14 protein-coding genes are annotated in these 14,427 nt (G+C 62.9%); 1 reads left to right on the top strand and 13 read right to left on the bottom strand.

All coding sequences use genetic code 11. The features are described from left to right. Positions 1-19: 19 nt before the first annotated feature. From E8K79_RS21250 to xseA, 13 genes are all read right to left on the bottom strand, one after another. Positions 20-175 carry a hypothetical protein gene (locus tag E8K79_RS21250; protein ID WP_012529698.1) on the bottom strand — a complete coding sequence of 52 codons (156 nt, stop codon included), beginning with the start codon at positions 173-175 and terminating at the stop codon, positions 20-22. A 154-nt stretch (positions 176-329) separates the two neighbouring features. Next, entirely contained in the window at positions 330-887 is a 558-nt protein-coding gene (locus E8K79_RS06735; protein ID WP_136514080.1) for a ComEA family DNA-binding protein, read from the bottom strand. Continuing rightward, complete coding sequence (cimA, locus tag E8K79_RS06730; RefSeq protein WP_136514079.1) at positions 884-2,470, bottom strand: citramalate synthase; 1,587 nt, start codon at positions 2,468-2,470, stop codon at positions 884-886. The genes E8K79_RS06735 and cimA overlap by 4 nt, the downstream gene beginning before the upstream one ends. 157 nt (positions 2,471-2,627) lie before the next feature. After that, the gene (locus E8K79_RS06725) at positions 2,628-3,845 is read right to left on the bottom strand and encodes an aspartate kinase (protein ID WP_136514078.1); all 1,218 of its coding nucleotides are present in this window, start codon (positions 3,843-3,845) and stop codon (positions 2,628-2,630) included. A gap of 211 nt (positions 3,846-4,056) precedes the next feature. Next, on the bottom strand, positions 4,057-4,530 hold the full coding sequence (gene tsaE, locus E8K79_RS06720) for a tRNA (adenosine(37)-N6)-threonylcarbamoyltransferase complex ATPase subunit type 1 TsaE (protein ID WP_136514077.1): 474 nt from the start codon (positions 4,528-4,530) through the stop codon (positions 4,057-4,059). A 5-nt stretch (positions 4,531-4,535) separates the two neighbouring features. Further along, complete coding sequence (locus tag E8K79_RS06715) at positions 4,536-4,985, bottom strand: CBS domain-containing protein (RefSeq protein ID WP_136514076.1); 450 nt, start codon at positions 4,983-4,985, stop codon at positions 4,536-4,538. Between the two features lie 2 nt (positions 4,986-4,987). Continuing rightward, the gene (locus tag E8K79_RS06710) at positions 4,988-6,577 is read right to left on the bottom strand and encodes an NAD(P)H-hydrate dehydratase (RefSeq protein WP_136514075.1); all 1,590 of its coding nucleotides are present in this window, start codon (positions 6,575-6,577) and stop codon (positions 4,988-4,990) included. Beyond that, entirely contained in the window at positions 6,578-6,955 is a 378-nt protein-coding gene (locus E8K79_RS06705; protein ID WP_136514074.1) for a holo-[acyl-carrier-protein] synthase, read from the bottom strand. 74 nt (positions 6,956-7,029) lie between these two features. Continuing rightward, a complete protein-coding gene (locus tag E8K79_RS06700; protein ID WP_136514073.1) occupies positions 7,030-8,271 on the bottom strand; it encodes a peptidase MA family metallohydrolase in 1,242 nt (413 codons plus the stop codon). Beyond that, the gene (gene dxs, locus E8K79_RS06695) at positions 8,264-10,201 is read right to left on the bottom strand and encodes a 1-deoxy-D-xylulose-5-phosphate synthase (RefSeq protein WP_246043754.1); all 1,938 of its coding nucleotides are present in this window, start codon (positions 10,199-10,201) and stop codon (positions 8,264-8,266) included. Before dxs ends, E8K79_RS06700 begins: the two co-directional genes overlap by 8 nt. After that, the gene (locus tag E8K79_RS06690) at positions 10,202-11,089 is read right to left on the bottom strand and encodes a polyprenyl synthetase family protein (protein WP_136514072.1); all 888 of its coding nucleotides are present in this window, start codon (positions 11,087-11,089) and stop codon (positions 10,202-10,204) included. 66 nt (positions 11,090-11,155) lie between these two features. After that, positions 11,156-11,383: an exodeoxyribonuclease VII small subunit gene (locus tag E8K79_RS06685; RefSeq protein ID WP_129127463.1), complete on the bottom strand. Its 228-nt coding sequence runs from the start codon at positions 11,381-11,383 to the stop codon at positions 11,156-11,158. 112 nt (positions 11,384-11,495) lie between these two features. Further along, a complete protein-coding gene (gene xseA, locus E8K79_RS06680; RefSeq protein ID WP_162604618.1) occupies positions 11,496-12,836 on the bottom strand; it encodes an exodeoxyribonuclease VII large subunit in 1,341 nt (446 codons plus the stop codon). 122 nt (positions 12,837-12,958) lie between these two features. Here xseA and E8K79_RS06675 point away from each other — a divergent pair, with 122 nt between their 5' ends. After that, the gene (locus E8K79_RS06675; protein ID WP_136514071.1) at positions 12,959-14,332 is read left to right on the top strand and encodes a ParA family protein; all 1,374 of its coding nucleotides are present in this window, start codon (positions 12,959-12,961) and stop codon (positions 14,330-14,332) included. Positions 14,333-14,427: the final 95 nt, after the last annotated feature.

The following is a 14,427-nucleotide window of genomic DNA, read 5'->3' as shown; positions in this document are numbered from 1 at the left end:
GTTCTCTATCGGTTCAGTATCAGCCGAGGAGGCTGTTGAAGTTCCTTGCCCTGTTGGCCAGGATGGTCGGATCGAGCACCTCGCCGCAGCAGGTGCACTTCCAGGCGTCGAACGATCTCACGAAGTCGTAATATTTCTCGGCAAACATCCTACCTTTGCATTTAGGGCATTTCATAAGCCATACCTCCCAACAGAAAGTTGATTAAAGAACTTCATGTGGGTTCGTATATTTCACCTAACATGCCAAGAAGAAAAATATGAGGAAGTTGTAATGCTACAATTACTCCTTTTCGAAGGAACCTTTCGCAAAAAGGCCCGGTTGCAGCGCATTAAAAATATCTTTTGATTGCAGCAAGCTTGCCTGGGCCGATCCCCGGCACCCGCAGCAACCCTTCCACGGCGCCGAAAGCGCCATTTTCCTGACGGTCTTCGATGATGCGTCGAGATAGTGCCGCCCCGATCCCCGGCAGGAGGACCCATTCCGCCTCACTCAACAGGTCCGGGTCCAGTGGCACACCGAGGAGCATACGCTCCTTGATCGCCATATTACTTAACAAAAACTTATACTTACCAGACCGATCACGGCTGATGGCAACGACATCCCCGCTGGTAAGTTCGCGAGTGTCGGATCCTCTGACGCTTGCCGCAACCTCGGCGACGGGGAGCGTCATTTTAATGGCGGCGACCGCAGCAACCCCCTTGGGGAAGCGATAGACGCCGGGACGCGGCAGGTCTCCCGTCAGGCGCACCGTCACAGTCTGGCCTGTGAAACGAGAAAAGGCCGCGTCCTCACCTTGCGGGGTGGGGATGCGGCCTTTGATGTAAAGCGGCAGGGTGAGAGCCAGGGCGAGACACCATAAGGCGAGTCGCTGGCTCCTCGGCATCATTTCTTGGGTGCCGCCGTCTCCTCGTCCTTGTGCAGCTTGAACTCGATTGCGTCGATGAGGGCCTGGTAGGAGGCCTCGATGACGTTGCTGGAGACGCCTACGGTCCCCCAGCGCCCTTCCTTGTCACCGCTCTCGATGAGGACGCGGATCGAAGAAGCGGTCCCCTGCCCCGCCGGGAGCACGCGAACCTTGTAGTCGTGCAGCTTCACGTCCTTGAGCTTCGGGTAGAACTTCTCGAGGGCCTTTCTGAGAGCATTATCGAGGGCGTTCACCGGGCCGTACCCCTCGGATGCGGTGTGCTCGATCTTCCCACCGACCTTGACCTTGATGGTCGCCTCGGAGATCGGCTGGTCGTCCTCGGTCCGCTTCTCATCGATGACGCGGAAGCCAATCACGGAGAAGAACTTGCGGTGCGTACCGAGGGCGCGCTTCATCAGGAGCTCGAAAGAGGCCTCCGCCCCCTCGAACTGGTAGCCGCGGTTCTCCATCGCCTTGATGTCTTCCAGGATCTCGAGGGTGACCGGATCCTTGCTGTCCAGGTTGATGTTGAATTCGGTCGCCTTGGCGAGGATGTTGGCGCGCCCGGAGAGGTCGGATACCAGCACGCGGGTGGTGTTTCCGACCAGTTCCGGCCGCATGTGCTCGTAGGTCTCCGGGTGGCGCTGGATGGCCGAGACGTGCACGCCCCCCTTGTGGGCGAAGGCGGAGTTGCCGACGTAAGGCTGGTGCTTGTTGGGAGCGAGGTTCGCCAGTTCGTAGACGTAGCGGGAGAGGTCCCTGAGCGTCTTCATCTGCGCGTCGGAGATGCAGTCGCGCCGCATCTTCGCCTTGAGCGCCGGGATGATGGAGCAGAGGTTCGCATTGCCGCAGCGCTCGCCGAAGCCGTTGATGGTCCCCTGCACCTGCACGATCCCCTGCTGCACCGAGATGATGGAGTTGGCCACGGCGCACTCGCCGTCGTTGTGAGCGTGGATGCCGAGCGGGGTGGTGATGACCTTTTTCACCTCGTCCACGATGCTCGCGATCTCGTACGGCATGGAGCCGCCGTTGGTGTCGCAAAGGATGATGCAGTCGGCACCCGCCTGCTGCGCCGCCTGCAGCGTCTTCATGGCGTACTCGGGGTTGGACTTGTAGCCGTCGAAGAAGTGCTCGGCGTCGTAGAAGACCTCCGGCATGTTCTGCTTGAGGAACTCCAGCGAGTCGAAGATGAGCTCAAGGTTCTCCTCGAGCGGGATCCTGAGCGCCTCGTGTACGTGGAAGTCCCAGGTCTTGCCGAAGATGGTGGCGGCGTCGGACTTGGACTCCACCAGGGTGCGCAGGTTCTGGTCCTTATCGGGGGTGATCTTCGCGCGGCGGGTGGAGCCGAAAGCGGCGATCTTCGCCTGGATGAGCCTTTCCTTCTTGATGTCCTTGAAGAAGGCGACGTCCTTCGGGTTGCTGCCGGGCCATCCCCCCTCGATGTAGTGAATGCCGCACTCGTCCAGTTTGTGGGCGATGCGGATCTTGTCCTCGACCAGGAAAGAGATGTCTTCCGCCTGCGTACCGTCCCTAAGCGTCGTATCGTAAAGTTTCACCAGACTCATATCACCCCCAACTTCAACAAAAGACGTTCAACGTTCAACGTTCAACGTTCGATTCACAAAGCCAAGCCGTCTTCAAGTTCGCGCCCGCCGCACCGAAAACGCCCGAAGCCGAAGCCCGGACGTTCCGGAACGCAGAACGTTGAACGTTGAACGGGTGTTATTTCCCGGCCAGTCCGAAGGCGTCGTGCAGCACGCGGACAGCGAGCTCGGTGTATTTCGCGTCGACCACGACGGAGATCTTGATCTCGGAGGTGGAGATCATCTGAATGTTGATCCCTTCCTTCGCGAGCGCCTGGAACATGGTGGTGGCCACACCGGCGTGGCTCCTCATGCCGAGACCGACGATAGATACCTTGGTGACGCTCTCGTCGGAAAGAACTTCTTTCGCGTTGATCGCCGCGGCGGTCTCCTTGGTGATGGAAAGCGCCTTCTTGAAGTCGGCCTGGGGCACGGTGAAGGTGAAGTCGGTGGAACCGGCCTCGCTCACGTTCTGGACGATCATGTCGACGGAGATGTTGGCGTCGGAAAGCGGCGACAGGATCTGCGCTGCGATCCCGGGCTTGTCCGGCACCTGCATGACGGCGATCTTCACTTCATCCTTGGCGTAGGCGATACCCGAGACGAGCACTGCTTCCATTTCTTTATCCTCCTTGGTAACCATGGTTCCGAGATTTTCGTTGAAGCTCGAGCGGACGTGGACGTCGACGTTGTACTTGCTGGCGAACTCGACGGAGCGGATCTGCAGCACCTTCGCCCCGAGGCTGGCCAACTCAAGCATCTCCTCGTAAGAGATGCGCTCGATCTTTTTAGCGTCCTTGCAGATGTTCGGGTCGGTGGTGTAGACGCCGTCCACGTCGGTGAAGATCTCGCATACGTCGGCTTTCAGCGCCGCGGCGAGCGCCACCGCGGAGGTGTCCGAGCCGCCGCGCCCCAAGGTGGTGACGTTGCCGAACTCGTCTACGCCCTGGAAGCCGGCGACGATCAGGATGGTCCCCTCTTTCAAATCGGCACGCATCTTCTTGTCGTCGATGCTCTCGATGCGGGCCTTGCTGTAGGAGGTATCGGTGAGGACGGGGACCTGGAAACCGAGGTAGGACTTCGCCTTGTACCCCATGGCTTTCAAGCACATGGCCAGAAGGGCGATGGAGACCTGCTCCCCCGCCGCGACGAGTACGTCGTATTCACGGGTGTCCGGGAATTCGCAGACCTCGTTGGCAAGCGCAACCAATTTATTGGTTTCACCTGCCATGGCGGAGACAACTACCACCATGTCGTTGCCGGCGTCGTAGGTTTTTGCCACCCTCTTGGCGACGTTGCGAATTCGTTCGACGGAACCCATCGAGGTGCCGCCGTACTTTTGGACAACCAAAGCCATGTCAGTCCTCCTTGTACTATATGCTGTTGATCCGCCTGGAACCTTCGCTCCCGGCGATAGGAAACACTTTATTAGCAAGTTTACTGTGCCCGGTCAAAACATTTTTTTAAACAATCAAGGCCAAGACAGCCTTATGAGCACTTTTTGCCCCCTTCTCTGTTTACAACAAAAAGAAACGCCCCTTCCGGAACTGGAAGAGGCGTCTTCAGACTTAATCTCGCTCCCCTGCTGAGAGAGCGCGGACGATGGCCTGTGACCTGGGGCCTGAGCCCTCGAAGCTGACACTGCGTTCCTCTTCCCCCTCGTGGCTAAGCGTCACGGTGAGGACGTCGTCGGGCATCTCCCCGTCCAGGCGCTCGGCCCATTCCACGACGCAGGCGCCGTCCCCGGAGAAATACTCCTCGAAACCGAGCGCGTCGACGTCGTGTGCCCCCTCGAGACGGTAGAGGTCGAAGTGATACAGGTGGAGCCTCCCCTCGTAGATGTTCAAGATGGTGTAGGTCGGGCTCGTTACCGGGGTCTCCGGGTCGACCTCGAGCCCTCGGGCGATCCCCTTTGCGAACTGGGTTTTGCCCGCACCGAGTTCACCGGTCAGGGCGATGAAGTCGCCGGGGGCAAGCAGCCGCCCGAGCCTCTCCCCCAGTTGCACCGTCTCGTCGCTGCATTTGGTCCGCACAAAAGACATCGACACTACCCTATCATGGTGCGCACCATGTCGATGCGCCCGATGATACCGACCACGCGGCGCCCCTCGACCACCGGGACGGCCTGCACCTTCTTGTTGGTCATCAGTTCGGCCACCTCGGAAACCGGCGACTCCGGCCCCACGGTGAGCACCTCCTGCGAGAAGATGTCCGAGACGGTCTGTCCGGTCATCTTCTGCAGCTCCTTCTCAAAACGCTTGTCGCTCTCCAGGTAGATGACCCAGTCGAAGATGGAGATGACGGTCGGTATGTGCAGCGGTTTGTCCCGCTCGATGAGGTCGCTTTCCGACACGATGCCGATCAAAAGCCCCTCGCCGTCCACCACCGGGACGCTGGAGATGCGGCGTTCGGCGAATAGCTTGGCAAGATCTCTCACTGTGGTGTCGCGGCCTACGGTAACCACGTCTTTGGTCATGATCTCTTTTGCTTTCATCATGGTCATTCTCCCTGTGATGTGTTGTCGGTATCTAAGACGTGATGAGTGCCGCGCGTCCGGGCGATCCGGTCCATCGCGGCGGGAAGCGCCTCCTGCACGTCGGTGGCGCTCATCCCTTGGCTGCCGCGGGTCTCGAGCAGCAGGTCGGCAGCGAAGCCGTGGACGAAGGCGCCGAGCCTGCAGGCGGTGAAGGGGTCGTATCCCTGGCCGATGAGGGCAGCGACGACGCCGGTCAAGACATCCCCCATGCCGCCGCTCGCCATACCGGGGTTGCCGCTGCCGTTCACGGCGATGCGGCCGTCGGGGGCGGCTATGATGCTGCGTGCTCCCTTCAGGATCAGGTGCACCTGGTATCTGGTCGCGAAGTCGCGGGCGCAGCCGATACGGTCCTCCTCCACCTCGGGTACCGAGCCGTTAATAAGGCGTGCCATCTCGCCGGGGTGCGGCGTGAGCACCGTGATCAGGCCGCTTCTCTTGAGTAAAAGGGACGGGTCGGGCGCCACTGCGTTCAGGGCATCGGCGTCGAGCACGATGGGCTGCCTGAGCGCGGCCAGAAGCGAATGAACCAGGTAAACCGTGGAAGGGGCCGTCCCGAGACCGGGGCCGAGGGCGACGACGTCGCGGGCCGCCGCAGCAGCGGCGATTTCCGGGAGCGCCCCGGCCTGAAGGTAACCCTTTGCCCCCGGGCCGAGCGGGATGGTCATCGCCTCGGTGGTCTTCGCCTCCAGGATCGGGTGCAAAAGTGCCGGGACCGCGAGGGTGACGAGTCCAGCCCCGGCGCGCAGCGCGCTGTTCGCGGCCATGGCCGCGGCACCGGTCTTGCCGGTGCTCCCGGCGACGACGAGAGTGTGGCCGCCGGTCCCCTTGTGGGCAGTTGCCGGGCGCGGCCTGAAAAGAAGGGCAGCGCTCGGAAGATTGGTGAACTCGACTCCTTCGGCCTCGGCAACCACGGCGTCGGGCATGCCGATGTCGGCGACGACGAGCCTGCCGCAGAGTTCCGCGCCGGGGTTCAGGATGTTGCCCAGCTTAGGCAGTGCGAAGGTGACGGTAAGGTCGGCGCGCACCGCGCGCCCGAGCACCTTTCCCGTAGCGGAGTCGACGCCGGACGGGATGTCCACGGCAACCACAGGAACCCCGGCCGCGTTGATCGCGTCGATCGCCTCGCCGTAGATGCCGGACACCTCGCTCTTCATCCCGGTACCGAGCAGGGCGTCCACGATCACCGTCGCCCCCTCGAAAAGGTCACGCGCCCCGGCTATCCCCTGCGGCACGCTCTTCACCACGCCGGGATGAAGGCGCGCAAGGTTCGCAGCGGCGTCTCCGGCGATCGCCTCGGGGGCAGCGAGAAGCAGCACCGGAGCGTCCCACCCGCGTTCCGACAGAAGGCGTGAGACGACGAAACCGTCGCCGCCGTTGTTCCCCTTCCCCGCCACGATCACGGCGCGCTTCCCAGTACCGCCGCCGAAGGTATCCACGATGGCATCGGCACAACCGCAACCGGCACGCTCCATGAGGTCGAGCCCCGGGATGCCGAACTCACCGATCGCCCTCTTGTCCATAAGCTGCATGACCTGACCGCTCACGACTTTCATCTAGCGCTCCAGTACCACGAAGGCGACGGCACAGCCGGCGTCATGGGAAAGGGAGAGAAAGCAGCCGGCAAGCCCCGCCTGACGGTAAAGCTCCTCGGCCCGCCCGGTCAGCTTCAGCTCAGGCTTACCAAGGGGATCGTTCACCACCTCCATGTCTTTCCAGGAAAGCCGGTCACGCAGCCCGGTACCAAGAGCCTTCAGGAATGCCTCTTTTGCCGCAAAACGCAGGGCGTAGTGCTGGGCGCAGTTCTTTTTCACCGAGCAGTAATCGATCTCCCGCTGGGTGAACAGTCTCTGGAACAGTCCGTCGTTGCCCTCTCTCAAGAACTTTTCGAAGCGGGCGATTTCAACGATGTCAACGCCAGTGCCGTAAATCAAGAAAACTCCCGTTTATTGCTTTGCTGTCTGCCGCTGATACTGCCGAACTTGCGGCTTAGTTCATACTATACCACTCAGTTGGCACCGTCGCCCGCAGCCGTTGCTGTCAGCGACTCACGCCACTCACGCATCACGCCGTCCAGATCCAACCCGTAGTCGGAAAGAGCTTTGGCGACGGCCTCTTCGATGCCCGCGCGCTCACCCAGATACTTGAGCAACTGCTGCATGGCGTACCAGCCGTAGCGCTGCACCATGAACGACGCCATGGCATGGCTTTGCTGGTAGGCGAGCCACGCCTCCTCTCCCCCCATCCCGGCAAAGCCGCGGGAGAGGGACGTAAGCGGCAGCACGTGCTTCCCTTGTACGGCGCCGAATCGGGGGAGCGGCGGGGCGAACTCCTTGCGCCCCTCCATTTCGGCGAGACCTTCGTTCAGCCAGGTGGGGATGTTGCCGTGGGTAAGCTCCGCGACGAGGACGTGGGTGAACTCGTGAAAGATGATGGCGCGCAGTTGCGGCGTCACCCGGGTGAGCCCACCAACCGGCAGGCGGATCTTGCCGTCGTAGAGCCCTCCGGACCAGTCCGGCCCGGTGGTCACGCTGCTGTAGTCCTTCTTCGTGTAGAGCAGGACCGGAATACGCGTGGTAGGAAAGACGCCGAGGTCGGCGCCCACCGCGTTGTAGGCGCTCTCGAGCGCGTCCAGCACCTCGGCGGAGAGCCCCGGCGGCAACTCGGCGTCGTAGGAGAGGTCGAACATCGAGCTGTACCCCTTGTCCATACGCGACTCGACGGGGAGCTCGCGCTCCGCCTTGCCGATCAGGGTCTCGAGCGTCTTGTTGCCGGGGTCCTTCCCCTTAGCCCGCCGCCACACCTCGAGCGCGCCGGGGAGGTCGCCCGTGTCGTAGCTGATCTTCCCAAGATAGATGAGCGGCTCGCTCCCCTCCCCGGCCTGCAAAAGCTCCTCGCGGGCCGCCGCGTAATCCTTGCCGAGGTAAAGCGCGATGCCGCGCATGAGTCCCAGTTCGGCACTTGCCGGGAGGAGTTCGTGCGCCTGTCCGAAGTGTTCGGCGGCGGCGGAGAAATGCCCTGACTGCAGGTCGCGCTTGGCGATTTCGGTGTAGGTGAAGGCAAGTTTGCGCCGCACCCCTTCGTCGTAAGGAAAGAGCGAGGTGGCGGCCTTCAGTTCGTCGACCGCTTGGGCTAGGTCCCCCCTGGCGATCATCTGGTCGGCCTTGGCGCTCAGGGCGAGCGGGTCGGCGGCCAGGGCCGGACCGGCGTAAAGCAGAAAGGCAACGAGGAGCGGGGGGATCTTAGGCATGCGGCTGGTCCGGGACGGGTTCCCCGACCGGAGCCGCCGCTTCGGAGCGTGCCGGGGCCGGGCGCCGCGCCTCCCGGATGCTTGCGGCGATGCCGGCGGCGTCGAGCCGGTAGGCGGCCTTCAACTCGGCCTGCTCCCCCTGCTCGACGAAGCGGTCGGGGTAGCCAAGGCGCAGCACCTTAACGCCGGTGACACCGCGCTCCTCAAGGAGTTCAAGGACGGCGGTGCCGAAGCCCCCCTGCACCACGTTGTCCTCGAGGGTAACCAGGAAACCGGTCTCGGCGAGCGAGAGGATGAGGTCGGCATCGAGCGGCTTTACGAAGCGGGCGTTCATGACGGAGAGTTCGATCCCGTCAGCGGCAAGAGCTGCCGCCGCTTCGCGGGCCGGCTGCACCATGGTGCCGACGGCGATGATGGCGCCGTCCTTCCCCTTCTCGAGGAGTTCGCCGCGGCCGATGGGGAGCGGCTTGAGGATCTGGTCCATCGGAACGCCGAGGCCGTTGCCGCGCGGGTAGCGCAGCGCCGCTGGGCCGGGAAGGGAGAGCGCGGTCACCAGCATGTGCTGCAGCTCGTTCTCGTCCTTCGGCGCCATGATGGTGAGCCCCGGTACCGCACGCAGGTAGGAGAGGTCGAAGACGCCGTGATGGGTGGGGCCGTCGTTGCCCACCACGCCGGCGCGGTCGATGGCGAAGGTGACCGGGAGATCCTGCAGGCAAACATCGTGGAAGAGCTGGTCGTAGCCGCGCTGCAAGAACGAAGAGTAGAGTGCGACCACCGGACGGAACCCTTCCGCGGCGAGGCCGGCGGCGAAGGTGATGGCATGCTGTTCGGCGATACCCACGTCGAAAAAACGGTCCGTGAACTCCTTAGCGAAGGGGGTGAGCCCGGTACCGTCCGGCATGGCCGCGGTGATGGCGACGATGCGGTCATCCTCGTGGGCGAGCCTTTTCACCGTCTCACCGAAGACGCCGGTGTAAGAGGCGGCGCCCCCCTTCCCTTTCAGCACCTTGCCGGTCTTTAAGTCGAAGGGGCCGACGCCGTGGAAAAGCGACGGGTTCGCCTCGGCCGGGGGATACCCCTTCCCCTTCCTGGTGAGGACGTGGATGAGCACCGCGTCGTCGAAACGCTTAACGTTCTCGAGCGTCTCAAGGAGTTTCGGGATGTCGTGCCCGTCGATGGGGCCTATGTACTCGAAGCCGAAGGCCTCGAAAAGCATGCCTGGGGTGAACAGGGTCTTAAGCGACTCCTCGGCGCGCTTGGCGATCTTCAAAACGGAGCGCCCGAACATGGGAACACCCTCGAGAAAGGCCTCCAGGTCCTTCTTGGCCCGGTGCACGTACTCGCTGGTGATGGTGCGCGAAAGCAGGTTCGACAGGGCGCCTACGTTCTCCGAGATGGACATCTCGTTGTCGTTCAGGATGACCACCAGATCCTTGTTCAGCTCGCCCGCGTGATTCAGCGCCTCGAAAGCGAGGCCGCCGGTCATGGCACCGTCACCGATCACGGTGAGTACCTTGTTGTGCTCCTTCTTCAGGTCGCGCGCCACGGCGAAGCCTACGCCGGCCGATATCGAGGTCGAGGAGTGGCCTACGTCGAAGCTGTCGTGCGGCGACTCGCAACGCTTGGGAAAGCCGCTGATTCCACCGAGGGTCCGCAGCGTGCTGAAGCGTTCCTTCCTGCCGGTAAGAAGCTTGTGGGCGTAGGCCTGGTGCCCCACGTCCCAGACGATCTTGTCCTTCGGGGAGTCGAAGACGCGGTGCAGCGCGATGGTGAGCTCGACGACGCCGAGACTCGGCGCGACATGGCCGCCGTTTGCGGCGCAGGTCTCGATGATGCGGGCACGCAGCTCCTCGGCGAGCGTCTCCAGCTCGCGCAGGGAAAGCGCTTTCAGCTGACTGGGTTCGGTGATGCCGTCGAGGATACCTGCCATTTACGATTTCCTTTTTACGATGTACGAGGCGATGGCCCGTAGGGGCTCGGCGCGGTCGTCGAAGATGGCGAGGGCGTCGAGCGCGATCTGTACCAGTTCCTGGGCGCGCGTCTTCGAGGCCTCGAGTCCCATGAGGGCCGGGTAGGTCGCCTTGCCGCGGGCCTGGTCGCTGCCTGCGTCCTTGCCGAGTTCCTCGGTGGTCCCTTCCACGTCCAGGATGTCGTCGGCGATCTGGAAGGCGAGGCCGATGGCGTCGGCGTAGCGGGTGAGCGCCTTGAACTGCTCCTCGCTCGCCCCCCCCATGATGGCGCCGGAGCGGACCGAGGCGCGGATCAGGGCGCCGGTTTTGTGGGTGTGGATGTAGGAGAGCGTGGCCATGTCCACGTCGTGGCGCCCCTCACTTTCCATGTCGACCACCTGGCCGCCGACCATGCCGCGCGAACCGGCGGCGACGGCGATCTCCTGGATCACCCTGAGGCGCGCCGCGGGGTCCCCACCCTGTCCCTCGCCAGAGAGGAGGATGAAGGCCTCGGTCAGGAGGGCGTCACCCGCCAGGATGGCGGTCGCCTCGCCGTAGACCTTGTGGTTGGTCGGGTTGCCCCGGCGGAAGTCGTCGTTGTCCATGGCGGGAAGGTCGTCGTGGATCAGCGAGTAGGTGTGGATCATCTCCATGGCGCAGGCCGCGGGCATCACCGCGTCGGGCGAGCCGCCGACCGCCTCGCATGCGGCGAGCATGAGGACGGGGCGAACGCGCTTGCCGCCGGCGAAGACCGAGTAGCGCATCGAGCCGTGCAGCGAGGAGGGGAGTTCGGAGGCGGCTGGGAGAAAGCGCTCCAGCGCCTGGTCGACCAGCTGGCATTTCTGCTTCAGGTATTCCTTGAGATCCATTCAGGCTTCCTTGTATTCCAGAATCCCCCTCCTGCGGGAGGGGGTTAGGGGGAGGGGAAAGGAAATTTACTCTTCCTCTTCAAAAGGCCTTGTGGTGAGGCTGCCGTCGCGCTGCTTCACGAGAAGCTCGACGCGGCGCTCGGCCTCGTTCAGCTTCTTGCTGCAGAAGGCGGAATATTTCACCCCTTCCTCGAAGGCCTTCAGCGAGTCCTCGAGGGAAAGTTCTCCCCCTTCCAGCTTCTTCACGACGTCTTCGAGCTTCTTGAGCGCGGTCTCGAACTTTTCTACGGCCATGCCATCCCTCGTGCTGCTTGCTGCCGCGGCGCCAATGAGGACGACGGCCGCGCTATATAATGAAAAAGTGATCGCCTATTATACCGATCGTTGAATAACCGTCAAGGATTCACTATCCGCGGGTTTCCTCCACGGTGCAGAGCGCGCTGCCAGCGGCGAGGGAGAGTTCCAGCCTGTCGCCCAGGGCGATCTGGCGGTGCGAGGTGACCACGGCGCGCCCGGGCAGCTTCCGGGCGATGCTGTAGCCACGGGAAAGGGTGGCAAGGGGCGAGACGGCGTTGAGCGTCCCGGTGGCGAGCCCGACACTCTCGGCGGCGCAGGCGAGGCGCCTGGTCATGGCGTGGTCCAGGCGCAGCGTGAAGGTGGAGAGGCGCTCCGCGTTCTGTCCGAGGATGAGTGCCGGACTCTGGCGGGCGAGCCGCGCAGCGAGGGAGACGATCCGCTCGGAGGCATCGTCGAGGATGAGCCCCGCCTCCCGCACGAGCCTCGCGTCCAGCGAGTCGACCCGCTGGGCGAGGTGGCCAAGGATGCGGCTCGGGTCAGTGACGGCGCGGGAAAGGGCGACGACCTGGGCGCGGGCGCGTTCCAGCCGGCGTGACTGGGCCACCGCGAGACGGTGCGTGAGCCCTTCCACCTCGGCGGTCAGTTCGTTCTTGCTTCTTACCACCAGTTCGGCGGCGGCGGAGGGGGTCGCGGCGCGCAGGTCGGCGACGAAGTCTGCGATGGTGAAGTCGATCTCGTGCCCCACGGCCGATATAACCGGAACGGCGGAGCGGTGGATCGCCCGCGCCACCACCTCCTCGTTGAAGGCCCAGAGGTCCTCGAGGGACCCGCCGCCGCGCCCGACGATCATGACGTCGACGTTCCCGACACGGTTCAGGTCGGTGATGGCCGCGGCGATCTCCTGCGCCGCCCCCTCCCCCTGAACGCGGACCGGCGCGATAAGGAGTTCCACGTTGGCGAAGCGGCGCGAGAGCACGGTGAGGATGTCGCGGATGGCGGCGCCGGTGGGGGAAGTGACCACGCCGATCCTGCGCGGCAGCTTGGGGATCTCACGCTTGTAGAGCTCCGAGAAGAGCCCCTCCTTGGCGAGACGCTCCTTCAGCTGAATGAAGGCCATCTGCAGCGCACCGATCCCCTGCGGCTCCATGGCGTCCACCGAGAGCTGGTACTCGCCGCGCGGCTCAAAAAGGGTCATCCGGCCGCGCAGGACAACGCGCATCCCGTCGCGGGGGGTGAACTTTAAAGTACGGAAGGCGCCGCGGAACATCACGCAGCGGATCTGGGCGCCGGGGTCCTTGAGGGTGAAGTAGCAGTGGCCGGACTGCGGGCAGGCGATGTTGGAGATTTCCCCCTCGACCCATACCTGGTCGAAGTTCTCCTCCAAAAGGCCGCGCACCAGCGCCGTCAACGCACTTACCGTGAGGACCCGCCGTTCTTTGAAGAGCTGCATCTAGCCTCCTGAATCTTCCTTCACGCTGAAACTCCTCACCGTGCTGAAGGTTGCAGCCGTTTTTATCACGCGGCGCGCGCCACTGTCAAACCGGTTGACCGTCCCCGCGTCTCGATGTTAGTATGCGCGCCATGAAAAATTACCCTTATGTAATAACCGTTTCCTCGGAAAAAGGGGGGGTAGGCAAGACCACGCTGGCCACCAACCTCGCGATCTTTTTGAAGGCACTGGACGAGAACCTTCCGGTCTCCATCTTCTCCTTCGACAACCATTTCACCATCGACAAGATGTTTTCCATCAAGGGACAGAAGTTGAACGGCTCCGTCGCCGACCTGCTGCTGGAGACCCGCGGGCGTGACCTCCTGCACACCGGGCAGTACGGGGTCAATTACATCCCCTCCTCGATCGCGCTCCCCGAGTTGCGCGGCTCGCTCAAGGGACCGATGGTGCTTGCGCGCCTGCTCGCCATGTCGGAGATCCCGGGTGTGCTCATCGTCGACACCCGACCGGACCTCGACGTGATGACCCAAAACGCGCTCTACGCGGCGGACCGGGTGCTGGTTCCGATCAAGGACATGGCCAGCATGGACAACTGCCGCAACATCTTCGAGCTCTTCGACAAGCGGGGGCTCGACAGGAAGAGCCTCTCCCTCATCCCCTGCCTCATCGACGAGCGCATCAAGTTCGAGGGGATGTTCAAGGACCAGAAGACCCTTTTGAAGGCGTTTGCCATCAATCGCGGCTTCCGCTGCTCCGACATCTTCATCTCGAAAAGTCCGAAGGTCGAGAGCCTCAACACCAACCCGGAAGGAAAGATTTACCCGATTCTCACCCACGGTCGAGGTACCGACGTCTACGGCCAGTTCGCCGCCCTCGGTCAGTGGTGCACCAAGGAGTATTACGAGACGGAAGAACCGCGCGCCATGCTCTACGACAAGTGGCAGCACGAGGAGAACAAGCGCAAGAAGGAAGAGTATTTCGGCAGGCTTTCGGGGCTTAAGAGTCAGTGCCTTGTCTGCGGCAAGGAACTCGGGCAGGATTCGCAGGTCTCCTACTACTGCGAGAGTTCCGACGGGGCGGCGAGCGGCTACATGGAGGCCGACTGCTTCACCGGCTTCCTGATCTCGACCATTTTCAAGATCGAGAAGCAGCTGCCGGCCGACGATCCGACCAGGCAGATGATCCACCAGACCGCCCTGGAGTCGGTGTTCGTGCTGAATCCGGGTATCGGCGACGAGGCAGGGACCATCGATTTCCACCGCTTCGACCTCGCCGGCGGCGAATTATTGAAGAAGAAATACCCGATGGCCCGCGCGCCGGAGCGCGACGGATTTTCCGGGATCATGCAGGAGACCCTGGCCGGGTACGGCGGGGAACTGCGCGACGCGTTTTTGATGGTTCACCCGGTAAGCGGCGACAACCCCGCCTCGATACTTGTGGACGAGAAGTACCGCGAGGTTTCGCGACTGAAGAAGAGGATCGCGGGACAGCTCTAACTACACTTTCTACGTTCTACGTTCAACGTTCGCCGGCATGGACAACCTTGCCGTCTTTTTCCTGACGGCGAGAACTGTGGCCGTAGCGGGAAGAC

This window comes from Geomonas edaphica (assembly GCF_004917075.1).
In the GTDB taxonomy this organism is placed as follows: Bacteria; Desulfobacterota; Desulfuromonadia; order Geobacterales; family Geobacteraceae; genus Geomonas; species Geomonas edaphica.
Note: the sequence above shows the minus strand (reverse complement) of the source record. Positions and strands in the feature narration are given on the sequence as shown.

Excerpts from the sequence above, each read along its gene's own strand:
- E8K79_RS06690 (WP_136514072.1), bottom strand. The coding sequence starts at position 11,089 with ATGGATCTCAAGGAATACCTGAAGCAGAAATGCCAGCTGGTCGACCAG.
- E8K79_RS06700 (WP_136514073.1), bottom strand. The coding sequence starts at position 8,271 with ATGCCTAAGATCCCCCCGCTCCTCGTTGCCTTTCTGCTTTACGCCGGT.
- E8K79_RS21250 (WP_012529698.1), bottom strand. The coding sequence starts at position 175 with ATGAAATGCCCTAAATGCAAAGGTAGGATGTTTGCCGAGAAATATTAC.
- E8K79_RS06685 (WP_129127463.1), bottom strand. The coding sequence starts at position 11,383 with ATGGCCGTAGAAAAGTTCGAGACCGCGCTCAAGAAGCTCGAAGACGTC.
- cimA (WP_136514079.1), bottom strand. The coding sequence starts at position 2,470 with ATGAGTCTGGTGAAACTTTACGATACGACGCTTAGGGACGGTACGCAG.
- E8K79_RS06715 (WP_136514076.1), bottom strand. The coding sequence starts at position 4,985 with ATGATGAAAGCAAAAGAGATCATGACCAAAGACGTGGTTACCGTAGGC.
- tsaE (WP_136514077.1), bottom strand. The coding sequence starts at position 4,530 with ATGTCTTTTGTGCGGACCAAATGCAGCGACGAGACGGTGCAACTGGGG.
- E8K79_RS06710 (WP_136514075.1), bottom strand. The coding sequence starts at position 6,577 with ATGAAAGTCGTGAGCGGTCAGGTCATGCAGCTTATGGACAAGAGGGCG.
- E8K79_RS06675 (WP_136514071.1), top strand. The coding sequence starts at position 12,959 with ATGCGCGCCATGAAAAATTACCCTTATGTAATAACCGTTTCCTCGGAA.
- dxs (WP_246043754.1), bottom strand. The coding sequence starts at position 10,201 with ATGGCAGGTATCCTCGACGGCATCACCGAACCCAGTCAGCTGAAAGCG.
- E8K79_RS06725 (WP_136514078.1), bottom strand. The coding sequence starts at position 3,845 with ATGGCTTTGGTTGTCCAAAAGTACGGCGGCACCTCGATGGGTTCCGTC.
- xseA (WP_162604618.1), bottom strand. The coding sequence starts at position 12,836 with ATGCAGCTCTTCAAAGAACGGCGGGTCCTCACGGTAAGTGCGTTGACG.
- E8K79_RS06735 (WP_136514080.1), bottom strand. The coding sequence starts at position 887 with ATGATGCCGAGGAGCCAGCGACTCGCCTTATGGTGTCTCGCCCTGGCT.